The organism is Cyanobium sp. Cruz-8D1, from assembly GCF_024345975.1.
GTDB lineage: Bacteria > Cyanobacteriota > Cyanobacteriia > PCC-6307 > Cyanobiaceae > Cyanobium.
Genome location: NZ_JAGQCD010000031.1, coordinates 18093 through 34269, shown reverse-complemented (window position 1 = coordinate 34269; position 16177 = coordinate 18093). Strand labels below are relative to the sequence as shown.

Annotated in this window: 17 protein-coding genes and 2 pseudogenes; 8 read left to right on the top strand and 11 right to left on the bottom strand. The window is 68.0% G+C overall.

The window, feature by feature from the left end; genetic code table 11:
* Window positions 1–137 precede the first annotated feature (137 nt).
* Window positions 138–593 (top strand): annotated as a pseudogene (locus tag KBZ33_RS16025) (cation transporting ATPase C-terminal domain-containing protein); the annotation flags it as partial.
* A gap of 25 nt (window positions 594–618) precedes the next feature.
* Here KBZ33_RS16025 and KBZ33_RS16020 read toward each other — a convergent pair.
* Genes KBZ33_RS16020 through KBZ33_RS15990 form a run of 7 tightly spaced genes read right to left on the bottom strand, consistent with a single transcriptional unit; the run spans window position 619 to window position 4672 of the window.
* Window positions 619–1278: a Na(+)/H(+) antiporter subunit B gene (locus tag KBZ33_RS16020; RefSeq protein ID WP_254954344.1), complete on the bottom strand. Its 660-nt coding sequence runs from the start codon at window positions 1276–1278 to the stop codon at window positions 619–621.
* Window positions 1275–1805 carry a hydrogenase subunit MbhD domain-containing protein gene (locus KBZ33_RS16015; protein WP_254954343.1) on the bottom strand — a complete coding sequence of 177 codons (531 nt, stop codon included), beginning with the start codon at window positions 1803–1805 and terminating at the stop codon, window positions 1275–1277. The genes KBZ33_RS16020 and KBZ33_RS16015 overlap by 4 nt, the downstream gene beginning before the upstream one ends.
* A complete protein-coding gene (locus KBZ33_RS16010) occupies window positions 1802–2083 on the bottom strand; it encodes a monovalent cation/H(+) antiporter subunit G (RefSeq protein WP_254954342.1) in 282 nt (93 codons plus the stop codon). The genes KBZ33_RS16015 and KBZ33_RS16010 overlap by 4 nt, the downstream gene beginning before the upstream one ends.
* A complete protein-coding gene (locus KBZ33_RS16005; protein ID WP_254954341.1) occupies window positions 2080–2328 on the bottom strand; it encodes a hypothetical protein in 249 nt (82 codons plus the stop codon). Before KBZ33_RS16005 ends, KBZ33_RS16010 begins: the two co-directional genes overlap by 4 nt.
* Window positions 2325–2765 carry a sodium:proton antiporter gene (locus KBZ33_RS16000; protein ID WP_254954340.1) on the bottom strand — a complete coding sequence of 147 codons (441 nt, stop codon included), beginning with the start codon at window positions 2763–2765 and terminating at the stop codon, window positions 2325–2327. Before KBZ33_RS16000 ends, KBZ33_RS16005 begins: the two co-directional genes overlap by 4 nt.
* A complete protein-coding gene (locus KBZ33_RS15995; RefSeq protein WP_254954339.1) occupies window positions 2762–4282 on the bottom strand; it encodes a proton-conducting transporter membrane subunit in 1521 nt (506 codons plus the stop codon). Before KBZ33_RS15995 ends, KBZ33_RS16000 begins: the two co-directional genes overlap by 4 nt.
* 9 nt (window positions 4283–4291) lie before the next feature.
* Window positions 4292–4672, bottom strand: a complete 381-nt coding sequence (locus tag KBZ33_RS15990) for a cation:proton antiporter subunit C (RefSeq protein WP_254954338.1) — start codon at window positions 4670–4672, stop codon at window positions 4292–4294.
* A gap of 408 nt (window positions 4673–5080) precedes the next feature.
* On the opposite strand from KBZ33_RS15990, the gene gltS reads away from it, so the two are divergent.
* Window positions 5081–6301 (top strand): sodium/glutamate symporter, encoded by a 1221-nt coding sequence (gene gltS / locus KBZ33_RS15985; RefSeq protein ID WP_254954337.1) that lies wholly within the window; start codon window positions 5081–5083, stop codon window positions 6299–6301.
* 80 nt (window positions 6302–6381) lie between these two features.
* Here gltS and KBZ33_RS15980 read toward each other — a convergent pair whose 3' ends face one another.
* Window positions 6382–6567, bottom strand: a complete 186-nt coding sequence (locus KBZ33_RS15980) for a hypothetical protein (RefSeq protein ID WP_254954336.1) — start codon at window positions 6565–6567, stop codon at window positions 6382–6384.
* A gap of 266 nt (window positions 6568–6833) precedes the next feature.
* Between KBZ33_RS15980 and KBZ33_RS15975 the strand changes: the two genes are divergently transcribed.
* Together KBZ33_RS15975 and KBZ33_RS15970 are read left to right on the top strand one after the other, a co-directional pair.
* Window positions 6834–7343: an HdeD family acid-resistance protein gene (locus tag KBZ33_RS15975; protein ID WP_254954348.1), complete on the top strand. Its 510-nt coding sequence runs from the start codon at window positions 6834–6836 to the stop codon at window positions 7341–7343.
* Between the two features lie 16 nt (window positions 7344–7359).
* A complete protein-coding gene (locus KBZ33_RS15970) occupies window positions 7360–9594 on the top strand; it encodes an AAA family ATPase (RefSeq protein WP_254954335.1) in 2235 nt (744 codons plus the stop codon).
* Between the two features lie 55 nt (window positions 9595–9649).
* Here the strand turns inward: KBZ33_RS15970 and KBZ33_RS15965 are convergent, their stop codons facing one another.
* Window positions 9650–10363, bottom strand: a complete 714-nt coding sequence (locus tag KBZ33_RS15965; RefSeq protein WP_254954334.1) for an alpha/beta hydrolase — start codon at window positions 10361–10363, stop codon at window positions 9650–9652.
* Window positions 10364–10526: 163 nt separating this feature from the next.
* Between KBZ33_RS15965 and bcp the strand changes: the two genes are divergently transcribed.
* Entirely contained in the window at window positions 10527–10994 is a 468-nt protein-coding gene (gene bcp, locus KBZ33_RS15960; RefSeq protein ID WP_254954333.1) for a thioredoxin-dependent thiol peroxidase, read from the top strand.
* Here bcp and KBZ33_RS15955 read toward each other — a convergent pair.
* Both KBZ33_RS15955 and KBZ33_RS15950 read right to left on the bottom strand, forming a co-directional pair.
* Window positions 10964–11737: a type III pantothenate kinase gene (locus tag KBZ33_RS15955; RefSeq protein WP_254954332.1), complete on the bottom strand. Its 774-nt coding sequence runs from the start codon at window positions 11735–11737 to the stop codon at window positions 10964–10966. The two genes, bcp and KBZ33_RS15955, sit on opposite strands and share 31 nt — an antisense overlap.
* A gap of 1 nt (window position 11738) precedes the next feature.
* A complete protein-coding gene (locus KBZ33_RS15950; RefSeq protein ID WP_254954331.1) occupies window positions 11739–12560 on the bottom strand; it encodes a phosphoadenylyl-sulfate reductase in 822 nt (273 codons plus the stop codon).
* Window positions 12561–12611: 51 nt separating this feature from the next.
* On the opposite strand from KBZ33_RS15950, the gene KBZ33_RS15945 reads away from it, so the two are divergent.
* From KBZ33_RS15945 to hflX, 3 genes and pseudogenes are all read left to right on the top strand, one after another.
* Complete coding sequence (locus KBZ33_RS15945) at window positions 12612–13826, top strand: NAD(P)/FAD-dependent oxidoreductase (protein WP_254954330.1); 1215 nt, start codon at window positions 12612–12614, stop codon at window positions 13824–13826.
* Window positions 13827–13831: 5 nt separating this feature from the next.
* The gene (locus tag KBZ33_RS15940) at window positions 13832–14485 is read left to right on the top strand and encodes an HAD-IA family hydrolase (protein WP_254954329.1); all 654 of its coding nucleotides are present in this window, start codon (window positions 13832–13834) and stop codon (window positions 14483–14485) included.
* A gap of 347 nt (window positions 14486–14832) precedes the next feature.
* Window positions 14833–16101 (top strand): annotated as a pseudogene (gene hflX, locus KBZ33_RS15935) (GTPase HflX); the annotation flags it as partial.
* Between the last annotated feature and the right edge of the window lie 76 nt (window positions 16102–16177).

The window sequence follows — 16177 nt, the reverse complement described above, 5'->3', positions numbered from 1 at the left end:
CGGGTCTGGGGATCCACAGGGGATTGGATTGGTTTCGCAGCCCCAAGCTCCCATGGCTCCCTGCCCACCCCATTGACTGAGACCCATTCTGTCGCAAGGGTTCTCAGACTTGTGTCGGGCAGTCAGCTCCCCAGCAGCCCCTGCTGTCGCGTCCACTGCTGGTGCGGATCGCCCTGATTTCCACGCTCAACCTGATCTTCATCTTCGGCGTCTTCGCCTGGATCCGCGATTCCAGTGGCGATCTCGCCCTCGCCCGAACGATGGCGATCCAGACCCTGGTTACGGGCCTGGTGATCTACCTGTTCAGCCTTAGCCAGTTCTGGTCCTCACTGATGGCACGGCTGCGGGGACGCCAGGTGGTTCTGGGGAACGTCTCACGCATCGGCTTCGGCATCCTTGCCGCTTTTCTGCTGCAAGTGATGTTCAGTCAGTGGCGCGTGATGAATCTGCTGTTTGAGACCACGCCGATGACGGCCAACCAATGGCTGGCTTGCTTCGGCCTGGCAACACCGATGCTGCTGGTGGCTCTTCTCGCTAACCGTTGGCCTGTCAATTGGGTGCCGCCCCAGCGCACCTTCCCGGGAGCTGGCTGAACCGCCTGCAGAGTGCCCCGGCCCCTCATAGCAGGCCCCGGTAACGCACGAACAACTGCACCATCGTCCAGGAGCCCAGGGTCACCTTGATGGCCATCAGCACGTTCAGCAGGGGGATCCAGCCGCCGCTTTCCACCGTGCCGAAGCGGCCGCTCACCGGCACGATCCCCTCGAAGCTAATGATGGCGACGACGATGAAGACCAGCACTGCCAGCTTCTCCCACAGATCGGCGTGCACCCTTCTGTAAAAGCGATCCGCCAGCCTGGCGGAGCCGCTGATCACCACCAGGCCGAAGGCCGTGCCGCCGGCAACACCGGCCGCGAAGCCACCCCCTGGGGTGAGATGGCCCCGCAGCGCCAGCTCCACCGCCACCATGGCCGCCACCGTGGCCCCGAGCCGGCAGAGCACCACCGAGGCCGTATCCCTCAACGCCTCGATCTGCCGCTCCGGGCGGGCGTCACTGAGCAGCCAGCGCACCCCCAGCGAGGCCAAGGTGAACACCACCACCTCGCCGATGGTGTAGTACAGGCGGGCCTGCAGGATCACGGCGGACACCGTGTTCGGGATACCGCTCTGACTCACCAGAAGGCTGATCAGCTGGACCGAATCCACCGAGCTGTCCCTGCCGGCGAGCAGGGGTGCCAGGCAGAGGATGGCCGCAGCAATGAGGACCAGGATCTTCACGGTTCGCTCGCTTGCCCCGCCGCATCCAGTCGGCCGATCTCCCCACCCCAGCTCCGCCAGCGCTGGGCGCCCTCCAGGGCCAGCAACCGTTGCCGCAGCCGGTCGTTGTGCAGCCGCAGGCTTCGGCTGCCGACCAGCTCACCGTGCAGATCAGCCGCCATGGCTGGCTTGGATGTCCCCTTCGCTGCCGAGGGCACCAGCTGAAGGCGCAACCTGGCCGGCTTCAGCCAGCTGGTCAGCAGTTCCGCCGCCTCCTCCTCCACCGGCTCATCGGCGGCCACCGCCAGACGCAGCACCATCGAGGAGCGCAGCGCCACGGCGTAGAGGGTGGTGGACAGCAGCGTGCCCACCATCGCCTCGGTGAGGGCCACATCCGCCGCCCCCAGGAGCACGTAAACAAGGGCGGCCACCACCCCCAGGACCCCCCGCAGGATCAACACCTGGTACGGGTCGGCCCGGCTCACCAGCAGCAAGGCCGTCAACGGCAGCAGCGCCGTGACCGGCAGCAGCAGGTAGAAGTCGTTCACTGGGATCCACGCCGCGGTCGCGGCTGGGAGCAGGCCGCCAGGACGTAGCCCAGGATCGTGTTCCAGATCACGAGCATCAGCAGCGCCATCGTCAGCAGAGGCCATTCCCGCGGCAATTTCAGCAGCAGACCCACCAGAATCAGCGCGGAGCCCAGGTTGTCGGCCACCGAGAGGCTGTGCAGCTTGCTCAGGTAGCTGTCGCTGCCGAGCAGGGGCCAGCTTCCCCAGAACCAGAACACCAGGCCCAGAGCAATCAGCAGCAGGCTGAGCAGGTTCAAGGCTCGCTGCCCCAGAGCAGGTTGGCCAGCAGCATGAGCCCGGCGTTGCCCACACTGAGGATGATGACGCCCACCAGGCCGATCATCCAGTCGTCCCGCACCACGGACACCACCAGCATCAACACCGCCACCTTGGTGGAGAGGCTGGTGAAGCCGGCCAGCAGATGCCAGACATCGGTGCGTCGGCAGGCCACCGCGATCGGAATCAGCAGCGCCAGCACCATGCCGTAAACCAGGGCAATCATGGCTTCAGGTGCTCCTCAGGGGCAGTCTGACGGTTGGGCTCGAGCCGATGCAGGCGGTAACGGCGACCATCGCCGCTGATCCCCAGTACGAGCGTCAGGGGCGTGAAGCTGATCCGGAAGATTTCCAGGAACACCAGCAGCCCGTGGGCGCCCCGCGCCCTCCCAGGCCCCACCGGCTCGCTGGCCGGCGTCTCCACCAGCCGCTCCTGTCCGTGGCGGACCCGCATCATGCGGAAGGCTTCGGCGTAGCCCTGGGGAATCACCCGCAGGGTGCGGCCCACGGCGACCGCCAGCTGCCGCGGTGTCAGGCCAGAGCCGCGATCGATGGGCAGCAGGAGCGCCACGATCAGGCCGATCGCCAGGTTCACCGGCCGCAGATCGGCGGTCAGCAGGCACCACAGCACCAGACGGAAGGCGATGGTGAGGGACGGTGTCATCGGCCGAGCAGCAGCACCAACGCGGCCCCGACCAGCACGGCGCCACCGAGCAGATCATCGAGGCCCTCCAGATCGGGCAGGCGCGCACCATCCGGGCCCTTGGGCCACAGACGCTGAAGGCCCAGTCCGGCGAGCAGCAGGCCAGCCGACTTGAGCAGGGCCTCGCTGCTTCCCTGGGCCACCAGCGTCCGCCAGCCCTCCAGGGCCCAGGGGGAGAGATTCAGCAACAGCAGTGCCGCCACCAGCAGCAGCGCACCCGGCGAGCCCGGTTGGGCCTGCGCCGTGGCGGCGTCGTTGCCGGGCAGGCGCCACAGGCGGGCATACACAGCCGCCGTGCCCACCGACAGGAGCAGGACGGCGGCAGGCAGCGCGGCCCCAGGAAGCAACCCCGCCGGCGGGCCAGAGAGGGCCAGGCCCAGCTGCTCCTTGGCCAGAAAGCCGAGCAGGGGGGGCGCCCCGGCGATCGAAAGGGAGGCCAGCAGCAGCGGAGCGCCGTGCCGCCACGGGAACGCCTGGGAACGCCAGCCGTCGAGAGAAACGGCGGGCAGCCGCTCGCAGACCAGGAACAGCGCCGCTTTGGCCAGACCATGGGCCAGGGCATACAGCCCACCGACCGCCGGCACCACCAACACCATGCCCATCTGGGAGATGGTGCTCCAGGCCAGCAACCGGGCGACCCGGCGCTCAGCCAGGGCGAAGATCAGCCCCAGCAGGGCACTGGCCAGACCGATCCAGCGCAGCAGGGAACCCGCACTCTCCACCGTCGCCGCGATGCGCAGCAAGGGAGCGAGCCCTGCGCACACCACGCCTCCCGAGATCAGGGCGGAGACGGCGGCCGGAGCCACGGCGTTGGTGCGGGGCAGCCACAGCCCGGAGATGAACACCTCAGCCTTGGTGAAGAGGGCCAGCAGCAGCAGGGCCAGGGCCATGCCACTGCTCCGCTCCAGACCCGCCAGCGCGAAACTGCCCTGCTCGCGGTACACCAGCGCCGCACCGAGCAGATACAGAAGCATCACGCTGTTGCCGATCAGCAGGTACCGCAAACCGATCCAGAGCTGGGGAGCCCGATTGCCCTGCACCAGCAGCAGAAAGGTGCTGATCCCCACCACCTCCTGAGCCACATAGATGCTGATCAGATCGCTGGCCACGATCGCTGAATGGATGCCGCCCTGCAGGAGCAGCAGTAACAGCAGAAAGGGCTTCTCCAGTTCGCGGCCCCAGCCCTCCAACAGCACGGCCCCGTGCACCAGGCCCGTCAGCAGGAGCAGGGGCGAGGCGAGCGGATCGAGTTGCAGGCGAACCCCGAGGGGCCCGAGCAGGAGCAGATCCGCCGGCAGCCAGCCCTGCCAGGCCGCCAGGGCCATCGCCAGCGTCGTGGCCACCACCAGCAGGATCAGGGGACGCGCCAGCCGCGGCACCAGAGCCGCCAGGAACGCCGCCAGGAAAGGCAGAAGCAGCCAGGCGACCGTCAGGAGTGAACCACTCGGGTTCCAGGACACCAGGGAAAGGGGAGACATCCGTGACCCTCAGTCGCGGCCCAGCTGATCGAGCTGGCCCCCATCAAGGCTGGGATCAACGCTGGCCAGGCGGGTGATCGCCACAAGCAGCAGCGCCTGAATCGAAAGACCAATCACCACAGCGGTAAGGATCACGGCCTGGGGAATCGGATCGGCCCAGTCGTTGCCGCCTGGAAACGCCACAGTGCCGTCGAGGATCGGGGTGCGAAACCCGCTGCGCGCCGCAACGAGCACGAAGAAGGAGATCACCCCGGTGCCCATTACATCCATTCCCATCACCTTGAGGAAAAGGTTACGGCGAAACAGCAGACCCACCAGGCCCGTGAACACGGTGAGCAGCATCAGCGCCTCCATCAACCGAAAGCCATCGATGGCATCAATGATGGCCATGGATTCTCAGACATTGCGGAAGATCCGCAATCTATCGAGGACGTCTTCCGCACTGAGCAGCGCAGCTCTCTGCCAGGGTCTCTCCTTCACAACCTTGTCCCACCGACATGGGACGAATGAAGCGCTGACCGCCCTGGCCAGCCAACTCGCCGCCCGCTCCCAAGACCGGCAGAGCGGCTCCTGGTCGATGGCCGGCTATGGGCAGCCTTCAACGGACAGCTGGATCCCCTCGATCAGCGCCGGCTGGGGCCACGACCTGTTGCGTTCACCAGCCATCCGATGGCCGTGCGGACTCCGGCCTCGCTTGAGGACTGGCCACTCGGATCCGTCTGCTGAATATCTTCTTGCTTCTGATCGTGTGGAGTAAGCTCCCTACCAACAGGTTCGTTTCCACCCAGGTCAACGAAGATGAACGTTGTGAATGGAGCGATTGAGGTGCAGTCGTTCCTTACTGTTACCCTGGCGATTCTCGTTCTTTTCCTCGGTAAGAGTCTCAACAGTCGCTTTCGATTGCTGCAGGAATTCACCATTCCTGAGCCCGTAAGTGGCGGCCTGCTGGTGGCTCTGCTGATCACCCTGCTGCATTTCGCCTTCGGTTTTGAGATCAACTTCGGCATGCGGGCCCGTGATGTGCTGCTCGTCTACTTCTTCACCACGGTGGGCATGAATGCCAGCTTCGCCGACCTGCGCCGTGGTGGCCGGTCCTTGGTGGTGCTGCTGGTGCTGAGCATCGTGCTGATGGTGGCGCAGAACCTGCTGGGAATCGGCCTGGCCCGCTGGAGTGGATTGCCGGCCGCCACCGGACTGCTGGTGGGCACGGTGTCGTTGATCGGCGGCCATGGCACCACGATCGCCTGGGCACCGAAGTTCGCCACCGGACACGGCGTAGCCAACGCCCTGGAGATCGGCATTGCGGCCGCCACCTTCGGCCTGATCATCGCCAGTGCCACTGGGGGACCCATCGCCCAGTACCTGATCCGCCGCCACCGTCTGGCAACCCCCGGCTCCGAGGAGACGCCCGTGCGGGCAAGCCCCAGGGGCGGCGGGGAGGTGATGGGTCACCTCGATTTTCTGGGAGCGGTGCTGGCGATCAACATCTGCATCATCCTCGGCTCGATTCTGCAGAAGCTGATGCGCGACCTCGGGCTGTTCCTGCCATTGTTCGTGCCCTGCCTGATCGTGGGCATCCTGCTCAGCAACCTGCTGCCCAGGCCAGGGCCAAAGGCAGGGTTCCGCTGGCCCTCCAGAACACCGGCCCTGGCCCTGATCGCCGAGATCTCGCTCGGGGCGTTCCTGGCGATGTCCCTGATGGCCTTGCAGTTCTGGACGCTGGTGGATCTGGCGGGGCCCCTTGTGCTGATCCTGATCGCCCAGTTCCTGCTGGCCCTGGTGATCAATCTTTTCCTGGTGTTTCCGCTGCTCGGTGGCACCTACGACGCTGCCGTGATCGCCGCCGGCTTCGGCGGCATCTCGCTGGGCTCCACCCCCACCGCCATGGCCAACATGACGGCGGTGACCCAACGATTCGGGCCTTCGTACAAGGCCTTCATCGTGCTGCCACTGGTGTCGGCGTTCCTCATCGATCTGTTCAACGCCGTGCTGATCCCCTTCTTTCTGCGCCGCCTCTGAGCCTGCCGCCACCATCAGGCGCTGCCTTCAGCGGCTCAGCCACCCCCGTCCATCGGCGTCGCTCTCCACCCGCGGGGCGATCACGCAGATCTCAGGTTCGCTCTCGGTTGTTGGCGCCGCCCAGCCCCCGTCGCCATCCCATCCATTCCCATCCCCTTGAGGAAGAGGCTGCGGCGCAGCAGCAGACCCACCAGGCCCGTGAACACGGTCATCAGCAGCAGTGCCTCCATCAGCCAAAAGCCATCAATGGCACCAACGATGACCATGAAGTAGCAGACGCTGCCAAGAATCCGGCACCTACGAGGCCTTGATTCGCTACCAAGCCACCCAGCGCGTCAATCTCAGACCATGACGGGGAAGCCACGGCAAGTTTTCCCTTGCCTACGTTGCCAAGGATGTGTCCATGGGTCTTATGCCTTCCGGCGCCACCTTCAACTCTCCCGACGCGGAGGATTCCTCCGGCCTTCCCCTGGATCGCACAGCGGCCGAAGCGGGCCGGCTCCAGGGCCTCACCCAGGCCGAGGGAATCATCATGATCGTGCTGGGGCTTCTGGCCCTCAGCTTTCCTGTGGTGGCCTCAGCCTCCGTCACCGTGATGGTGGCGATCGCCTTCCTGGTGAGTGGCCTCATGGGCTGGATCGACAACCTCTCGCGTGCCCGACGCCTCGGCCGCTGGCACTGCTTCTGGAGGCTGGTGGTGTCCACCCTGTTCCTGGTCACCGGCATCTGGATGCTGCTGCAATTCAAATCCGGGGTGGTTCCTGCCGCCCTGCAGGTGAAGGCGCTGGCCACAGCACTCGGCCTGGTGTTCCTTGTGGAGGGTGTCGTGATGGCGATCGTCTCCCTCAGCCACCGCACCACCAGGGGCTGGGGATGGGGACTGGCCAACGGCATCGTCACCCTCGCTCTTGGCTTGCTGATCCTGACGATGAGTCCGGCCAGCCTGCTCTCGGTGATCGGTCTGCTGGTGGGGATCAGCTTCCTGTTCAGCGGGTTTGACCTGCTGGCCTTCAGCTCCCGCTTCCATCCACGGGTGGAGTGAGTCAAGGCACGCAACAGTGAGTGATCTGTTCAGCCATCAAGGCGAGCAAGCCAGGCGCAGGATCGCCCCGCTGGCCGATCGCCTGCGGCCGCGCAGCCTCGACGACTTCGTGGGTCAGGCGGCAATCCTGGGTCCGGGGCGGCTGCTGCGCCGTGCCATCGCCGCCGACCGGGTCGGCAACCTGATCCTGCACGGCCCCCCCGGCACCGGCAAGACGACCCTGGCGCGGATCATCGCCGGCAGCACCCGGGCCCACTTCAGCAGCCTCAACGCCGTGCTGGCCGGGGTGAAGGATCTGCGGGCCGAGGTGGACGCCGCCAAGTTGCGCCTCGAGCACCACGGTCTGCGCACGATCCTGTTCATCGACGAGGTGCATCGGTTCAACAGTGCCCAGCAGGATGCCCTGCTGCCCTGGGTCGAGAACGGCACCGTGACCCTGATCGGCGCCACCACCGAAAACCCCTACTTCGAAGTCAACAAGGCCCTGGTCAGCCGCTCCCGTCTGTTCCGTCTTCAACCCCTGGAACCGGAAGATCTGCGCCTGCTGCTGGAGCGGGCCCTGGCCGATCCCGAACATGGCTACGGCCAACGCTCCGTCGAGCTCTCCGAACCAGCGGGCGCCCATTTGCTGGACGTGGCGGGGGGCGACGCGCGCAGCCTGCTCAATGCCCTGGAACTGGCGGTGGAAACCACCGAAGCCGACGCCGACGGCGTCATCCGCATCGACCTGGCCATTGCCGAGGAATCGATCCAGCAGCGGGCGGTGCTCTACGACAAGCAGGGCGATGCCCACTTCGACACCATCAGCGCCTTCATCAAGTCGATCCGGGGCTCCGACCCCGATGCGGCCCTGTTCTGGCTGGCGCGGATGGTGGAAGCCGGCGAGAACCCTCGCTTCATCCTGCGGCGCCTGCTGATCTCCGCCGGCGAGGACATCGGCCTGGCCGATCCCCAGGCGATGGTGGTGGTGGAAGCCTGCGCCGCCGCCTTCGACCGGGTGGGCCTGCCGGAGGGGCTCTATCCCCTGGCCCATGCCGCTCTGTATCTGGCCGGAACCGAAAAGAGCAACAGCAGCCTGGGCTTCTTTGATGCGGTCAAGGCGGTGCGCGAGAGCCGCCGCCAGCAGGTGCCGGCCCATCTGCGCGATGCCAACAGGGATGGCCAGGCCTTTGGGGATGGGGTGGGCTACCGCTATCCCCACGCCTATGCCGACCACTGGGTCGCCCAGCAGTACCTGCCCCAGGCGTTGCAGGGGGAGGTGTTCTGGCAGCCGGGATCCCTGGGCTGGGAAGGGGGGCTGCGCAAACGGCTGCAGCAGCGCCGGGCCGCCCAGTTGGCCGCCGCGGCCGAAACGGCAGCGGACGGCCGGGGCGACCTGCTCAGCAGCAGTCCGGACGACCCCCTGCTGAACCGCTGGCTGCAACGCCAGGCCGGGGCGGAGGGGGAGCGGCTCGACCGGCTGCGCCAGCGCTTCTGGCAGGACGCCGCCATCGGGCGCCTGGACCGGGTGCTGGTGGTCGAAGCCCACTCCCTGCTCTGGGCCCTCGATCCGCTGGAAGCTGCCAGCGAGGGGGAAGTGGTGCTGACCACGCCGAGCGCGGCGGTGCTCGATCGCCTGCAGGCCCAGCTGCAGCTGCTGGATCAGTTGCGGCGACCTCGCTTGCTGGCCGTGGCCAGCGACGCCCCCGAGCAGCTTCAGACGCAACTGGCCGGTCCGCCCCAGGGGAAGGGTCGTTTTGAGTGGATCGCCGCGCGCCAGCCCTGGCGCCACAGTTCCGCGGCGCAACGACTGGCCTGGCTGGAGCAGCTCACGGCCCTGGCGGCCCCGGGAGCCCGGGCCCGCCTGCTGTTCACCCATCCCTTGCTGGGACCGGCGGGCAGCCTGCGCGCCCACCTGCTCAGCCGCGCCGCAGGCGACGTGCCGGCCGTTCTTGAGCGCGCGGCCACCAGGGAACAGGAGTGGCTGGCGGGCGACGCCGAGCTGGCCGATCGGGTGCAGGAGGGGCTGGAAGCCCTCGGCTGGCATGTGCAGCGCCGCTTCTGGGAGGAGGGGCTCGACCTTCCCCTGAGCGACGCCCTGCTGGAGCGCTGGTTCGGCGCTGAGGCCAGCTACCGGAAGCATCTGGCGGCAGCGCTTCCTGCCGCTGGCCGCAAGAGCCTCGAAGCCCAGTTCCGGGAGCGACGGGGTACCACCCTGCCCCAGCCCCTTGGGCACACCCTGCTCCTGGCCCAGTGGAGCGCAGAGCCATGAAAAAGCCCCGGCATTGCCGGGGCTGGAAAAGATGGGGAGAGATCTCCCCGATCGATCACCAGAGGCCGCGAACCGGCTGATCCATCATTGGCGCAGGGGCGGGGCCGGGGGTGTCCCGAACCATGGCGACGGGGTCGGCCATCTGGTTGGCCTGGATGCAGGCGGGCAGGAAGACATACCAGGACAGCAGCGAGGTGCACTGGGCGGTGCCGGGCTGGCAACGACCCTCGGCGCAGATGTTCTGGGAACCGGTGTAGGTGTTGCAGAAATCAGCCAGACGGAAGTCGGTGGGCAGGGCCTTCATGATGCCTGCCGAGGAGATCGAACCGTCCTTGGAATCGGAGATGATCGCCGACCGCAGAGCCTGTACAGCATAGGTATTCATGCTGTAGTAGGGGAAGTAGCTGCTGGTCGCGTTCTTGAGGAACTTGACACCGGCGTCGGAGTAAAGGAAGCGCGAGACCCCGACGAGGTTGACGGCATAGGTCTTGGTCATGCCCGACTTGACTTCGTCGGACGTCCAGCCGGAGCGGGCGAGACCGCCTTCCAGGCCACGATCGGTGATGTCGCCGGAACCCAGGAAGGTGTCGAAGGCCGCCTGGTTGGTGGACCACACGGCACCGCCGGTGTTCCAACGCACGGGCAAGTCGTTGTCCACGGCAGCCGAGGCGGGCAGCACGGAGGTGGAAAGAGCCGTTCCCACGAAGAGAGCGGTGAGAATTCGCTTGAACACGGGAGAGGATGTTGACTTCAGTATCAACCTAGCCATTAAGGGTGGTCCTGCCTACTTCGCGTGTGCAGTTTCTTTGCCTCTCCACACAGACCGGCAGGACGGAGGCGCCAACCGGGCCGTCCCGGCGCGGTCTTGGTGGAGCCATTCAAGCCAGTGCCTCTAGGCTGCAAGCGCCTTCATCGTCTTCAAGGTTCGACCCATGGCCCTGCAGGTGGGAGATCCAGCCCCCGATTTCACCCTCCCCGACCAGAAGGGTGAGGCCGTGTCCCTGTCCGCCCTGAGGGGGCAGCGTGTTGTGATTTACTTTTACCCCAAGGACGACACTCCGGGCTGCACCAAGGAGGCCTGCAATTTCAGGGATCGGTGGAGTGGCTTCGAAACCCACGGCATCCGGGTGCTGGGAATCAGCAAGGACGGCGCGGCCAGCCACGGCAAGTTCGTCGCCAAATACGACCTGCCCTTCACCCTGCTCACCGATGCCGAGCCCTGCCCCGTGGCTGAGTCGTACGGAAGCTATGGGCTCAAGAAGTTCATGGGCAAGGAGTATATGGGCATGATGCGGCACACCTTCATGATCGATGCCGAGGGCAAGTTGGAACGCCTTTATCTCAAGGTGAAGGCCGAAACCATGGCGGATCAGATTCTTGAGGATCTGGGCCTGGCCTGAGCGACCCCGATCGGCGGAGCGGGACGCAGGGCCATCAGGGCCTCCAGGCAGAGCTCGGGACGGTGCTGAAGACCCTCCTCCCCCAGCCCGGACGGCCTGCGCAGGAGCGGCCACAGGGTCGGCCCATCCCCACCGGTGAGCACAATCCGGCACTTGTCATCCAGCGCCCGGGCCTGGCGTCCGGCCTCCAGCACCGCGGCGGCCAGGCCTTCGGCCACCCCCAATCGCATCGCCGCGTCGGTGGCCCGGGGCCAGGGCTCCCCGCCACCGGCACTCGCCAGGCCCCCCTCCAGGGAAGGCAAGGCCTGGGTGCCAGCGCCCATGGCCCTCAGTTGCAGGGCGGCACCCGCCATCAGCCGGCCGCCGGCGAATCGGCCGCAGCCGTCCACCCGGGTGAGGCTCAGCACGGTGCCGGCATCGGCCACCAGCACCGGGCCGCCTGCAAGCTGCGCCGCCCACCAACCGGCCAGGGCTCGATCGATGCCCAGCCAGGGGGGGGCCTCAGCCAGCGGCACATCGTCCAGAGCCAGGCGCGTCTCGGCCGGTAGACCGGCGCAGGGTGGGACCGGCCCCACCGCAGCCCAGACCAGGGGAAGGTCCACCGCCGCCGTCAGGGGTGACGTCGGTGGGGGCAGGTGCAGGAACTGCTGCGGCTGGTCGGCACCGCTTTCGCCGTTCTGGGCCAGAGCCCAGTGCCAGCGGCTGTTGCCGATCAGCAGCCAGCGAAGCTGGCAAGCCTGCACCTCAGATGCCCTCGCCCATCAGCCCGGGCATGTGGATGCCGCACTCCTGCTGCAGCCCGCCGAAACGGGTGGCTCGGCCATGGGTGGTGCCGTCGTCGGGGGCGCTGGTGTGCCAGTCGCCCACGGTGGAATAGCCCTGCTCGAAGAGCGGGTGCTGGGGCAGGTCGTGCTCCTGCATGTAGTAATAGATGTCGCGGCGGCTCCAGGCGAGCAGCGGCCGCAGCGACCAGCGCTCCCGCACCGGATCCAGACAGTGCATCGCTCCCCGGTGATCCGTCTGGCCGGAACGCACACCGCTGGCCCAGCAGTGCACCTCCAACCGTTGCAGCCCCCGGTCGAGGGGTTCGACCTTGCGCAGCCGGTTGTAGGTGAACATGTCGTCGCGATTCTCCGTTTCCCACAGCCGGCCGTGCAGAGCCTCCATCCGGGCCGGACTGAGATCGGCCTGCAGCACATGCAGGTCGATCTTGAGGCGGTCGCAGAGCTCGTTGGCGTAGCGATAGGTCTCGGGGGGCAGGTAGCCGGTGTCGACCCAGAGCACGGGGATCGCTGGCCAGGCTCCGGAGCCGTCGAGCGCACTCACCATGTGCAGCATCACCGCCGACTGGATGCCAAAACTGGTGGTGACGGCGAAGTGACCGGCGAACGCCTCCTGGGCCCAGCGCATCCGGCCGATGGCATCCAGGGGCTCCAGTTCGGAGCGGGCGGCACCGAGGTCGATGGCGGATCCATGGTGATCGCGGGGCAGGGCCTGGTGGGCCGCATCCAGACCCGCCGCGCTGCCCTCGGGGCTGATGGACGCCGTGAGGGGGAAGGACACCATCAGCCCATCATCGCCTTTCAGGGATCAGGTGATTGTGGTTAGGGTGAAGGCATGCAAGGGCAACGGCAAAAGGCCCAGAACGTCGTCATCGTCGGGGGTGGCTTCGGGGGGCTGTACACGGCTCTGGCGCTGGCTCAGCAAAAGGACCATCCCCCTGTCCTGCTGATTGAGCCGAACGACCGGTTCCTGTTTCTGCCGCTTCTGTATGAATTGCTCAGCGGCGAGTTGCGCCGCTGGGAGATTGCCCCCCGCTACGACGGCCTGCTGGCGGGCCGTGGCGTGGCCTGGCTGCAGGACCGGGTGGAGCGGATCGATGCCGACCACCAGCAGCTGCACACGGCGGCGGGCCGCACGCTCTCTTTTGGCCGACTGGTGATCGCCACGGGGGCCCAGAGCAACACCTTCGCGGTGCCAGGGGCCGACCGCCACAGCCTGGGCTTCCGCAGCCTGGCCGATGTGGAGCGGCTCCAGTGCCTGGTGGCTGACCTGAAAAGCCTGCGGAAGCCCCTGCAGCGCATCGCCGTGGTGGGGGCAGGGCCGACTGGGGTGGAACTGGCCTGCAAGCTCGCTGACATGGCCGAGGGCAGTGCTGTGATCGAGCTGATCGAGCAGGGGCCGCAGTTGCTGCCCCAGTCCAGGGCCTTCAACCGCGAACAGGCCGCCCTTGCCCTCCGGCGCCGTGACGTGCGGCTGCGGACCCGTACCCGCGTGCAGGCGGTCGAGGCCGAAGCAATCACGCTCCAGTGCCACCCGGACGGTGACAGCACCGTCCACAGCGAGTCCCTCGCCGTTCGGGCGGTGGTCTGGACCGCCGGTCTGAGCTTCGCTGCGCCCAGGATCGACCCCGCTCCCGCCTGCGACAGCCGCGGCCGCCTGCTCTGCGGGCCCGATCTGTGCCTGCAGAACCATGGGGATCTGTTCGTGGCGGGAGATCTCGCCGCCCCTGTGGATCCTGACGGAACGGCCGGCGAGGCCCCCGGCGCCGCCACTCCAGCCACGGCCCAGGTGGCCTTTCAGCAAGCCTCGGTGCTGGCCACCAACCTGATCCGCTCCCTCCGGGGCGAACCCCTGGAGCCCTTCCAGTGGAATGACCTGGGCGAAATGATGAGTCTCGGCGTCGGCGAAGCCAGCCTGACCGCCGCCGGTGTCACCCTGGCCGGCCCTGCCGCCTACCAGCTGCGCCGTCTGGCCTACCTGGCCCGCCTGCCGGGCCGGCCCCACCAGCTGCGGGTGGCCGCCGGCTGGCTGGCCGACTGGAAGCCATGACGGCCATGACGGTTTCGCCGTCGACCTGGCCCCGTCCCCGGGGCCTGCTGCTGGATGCCATGGGCACCTTGATCGGACTGCGCCGCTCGGTGGGCCATACCTATGCCGCCATGGCGGCTGAGCACGGCCTCAGCGTCGCCGCTGACGCCATCGACCAGGCCTTCCCTGGCATCCTGCGTCAGGCCCCTGCCCTGGCCTTCCCCGGCCTCGACAGCGACAGCCTGCTTCAGGCAGAGCGCCACTGGTGGGGGGAGCGCATCGACGCCGTCCTGGTGGCGGCCGGCGCGGCGGTGGCCCCGGCGGCGCTGCATGACGCCCTGTTCGATCGCTTCGCCGACCCAACGTTGTGGCATGTCTATGCCGATGTGCCTACCGTTCTGCGCCGCTGGCATGGGGCGGGCCTGCGCCTGGCCGTGGTCAGCAACTTCGACCGGCGGCTGCAACCGCTGCTGGAGGGCCTGGGCCTGGCAGATCTGTTCGAGGCGGTGGTGGTCTCCAGCAGCGCCGGAGCCGCCAAGCCGTCGCCGGTGCCCTTCCAGGCCGCCCTGGAGTCGCTCGCTCTGACGCCCTCCCAGGTCTGGCACGTGGGCGACAGCCCAGAGGATGGGGCCGGCGCCAGAGCCGCCGGCGTGCGCTGTCTGCTGGTGCGGCGTCCTTGAGGCAAGGGGTGCTGGCCGGTAAAACAGTGGGCCTGCGGCCCGCGGAGCGGCGCCGGCTGGAGCAGATCTGCCACCGCCGCCACCCGGGCGATGCGGTGGCGGATCTGCTCACCCTGCAGCGCCTGGCGGCCGAGGGCCGCGACCTGAACTTGCCCCTCACCCTGGTGGTGGACGGGCGCGGCCTCTGCCGTCTGCTCTGGGTGGGGGAGCTGGACCATTCGGCGCGCCTGCTGGAGAAACTTCCCGGTCCCTCCAGGCGTCAGGGTCACAACCTGCGACTGCTCACCAGCGCAGGGGCTGGACGCCAGGCGCACCTGCAGCCCTCAGCCCAGGAGGCCGTGGTGGGCATGGACGTGGCACCTGACCTCTGGCTGCGCTTCGGCCAGCAACCGGACACCGGCGGACGCTGGCCGGCGGCGATCCACACCCCGGCCGGCAGCGGTGCTCGCGCCTGGAACTGCGTCCTAGGAGGGGATCTGGCCGAACTCTGTGACCTGGACCCCGTCGCCCTCGCCGCGGCGGAGCCGCCGAATGCCGAACCAGCCCCCGCCCTGGAGGGCCCCGAGCGGGTGCTGCTGCTGGTGCAGACCAGCGGCGACCGGGCCCTGAGCGACCGGCGCATCGCCGAACTGGAAGGCCTGGTGCGCAGTGCCGGTGCCATTCCCGTAGGCCGGGTGGAGCAGCGCCGCCATGGCCCCGTCTCCCGTAGCCCCTGGGGGGAAGGCAAGCTGCGGGAGGCGGCCCTGGAGGCGCGCCGCGTCGGCGCCAGCCTGGTGGTGGCCGATCGGGAACTCACCCCGGGCCAGGCCCGCGACCTGGAGGGACTGCTCGACCTGCCGGTGAGTGATCGCAGCGAGCTGATTCTCGACATCTTTGCCCAGCGGGCGGCGAGCGGCGCCGGACGGCTGCAGGTGGAGCTGGCCCAGCTGCGCTATCGCCTGCCGCGGCTCACCGGCCGGGGACTGAGCCTGTCGCGGCAGGGGGGCGGCATCGGCACCCGTGGCCCGGGCGAAACCCAACTGGAGAAGGACCGGCGCGCCATCGCCCGGCGCATCGAACGGCTGCAGCGGGAGGTGCAGCGGCTCGGGGCCCACCGGGCCCGCCTGCGGGAGGGACGCCGCGACCTGCCGCGACTGGCCCTGGTGGGCTACACCAATGCGGGCAAGAGCTCCCTGCTCAACGCCCTCACCGGGGCCAGTGGCAGCCAGGCCGTGCTGGCCGAGGACAAGCTCTTCGCCACCCTCGATCCCACCACCCGCCGGATCGAGTGGGCAGCAGACAGCAGCACAGGCGGCCAGCCGCTGCTGGTCACCGACACGGTGGGGTTCATCCGCGAGCTGCCCCCCCAGCTGATGGAGGCGTTCCGCTCCACCTTCGAGGAGGCCCTCGATGCCGACGGCCTGCTGATCGTCGTCGACCTGGCCGATCCGGCCTGGCCCGAGCAGCTCACCACCGTGCAGGCGATCCTCGATTCGCTGCAGGCCACCATGCCGAGGCGGGTGATCGGCAACCAGATCGACCGCTGCGCCAGCGGCGAACTGGAACGGGCCAGGGCCGTGGATCCGGCCATGCTGTTCGTTTCGGCCACGGCGGACCTGGGTCTCCAGCACCTGCGCCAGGAGCTGCAGTCCTGGCCCACCGCCACCACGACGGGCGGCCCCAAGGCTGTGCCAGCATCAACCGGCGCCAATT

Bases quoted from the DNA above. Each gene is read 5' to 3' on its own strand.
- KBZ33_RS15975 (WP_254954348.1), top strand. From the start codon at position 6,834: ATGATCGTGCTGGGGCTTCTGGCCCTCAGCTTTCCTGTGGTGGCCTCA.
- KBZ33_RS16005 (WP_254954341.1), bottom strand. From the start codon at position 2,328: ATGATTGCCCTGGTTTACGGCATGGTGCTGGCGCTGCTGATTCCGATC.
- bcp (WP_254954333.1), top strand. From the start codon at position 10,527: ATGGCCCTGCAGGTGGGAGATCCAGCCCCCGATTTCACCCTCCCCGAC.
- KBZ33_RS15980 (WP_254954336.1), bottom strand. From the start codon at position 6,567: ATGGTCATCGTTGGTGCCATTGATGGCTTTTGGCTGATGGAGGCACTG.
- KBZ33_RS16000 (WP_254954340.1), bottom strand. From the start codon at position 2,765: ATGACACCGTCCCTCACCATCGCCTTCCGTCTGGTGCTGTGGTGCCTG.
- KBZ33_RS15945 (WP_254954330.1), top strand. From the start codon at position 12,612: ATGCAAGGGCAACGGCAAAAGGCCCAGAACGTCGTCATCGTCGGGGGT.
- KBZ33_RS15990 (WP_254954338.1), bottom strand. From the start codon at position 4,672: ATGGCCATCATTGATGCCATCGATGGCTTTCGGTTGATGGAGGCGCTG.
- gltS (WP_254954337.1), top strand. From the start codon at position 5,081: ATGAACGTTGTGAATGGAGCGATTGAGGTGCAGTCGTTCCTTACTGTT.
- KBZ33_RS15995 (WP_254954339.1), bottom strand. From the start codon at position 4,282: ATGTCTCCCCTTTCCCTGGTGTCCTGGAACCCGAGTGGTTCACTCCTG.
- KBZ33_RS15965 (WP_254954334.1), bottom strand. From the start codon at position 10,363: ATGGCTAGGTTGATACTGAAGTCAACATCCTCTCCCGTGTTCAAGCGA.
- KBZ33_RS15950 (WP_254954331.1), bottom strand. From the start codon at position 12,560: ATGGTGTCCTTCCCCCTCACGGCGTCCATCAGCCCCGAGGGCAGCGCG.
- KBZ33_RS15940 (WP_254954329.1), top strand. From the start codon at position 13,832: ATGACGGTTTCGCCGTCGACCTGGCCCCGTCCCCGGGGCCTGCTGCTG.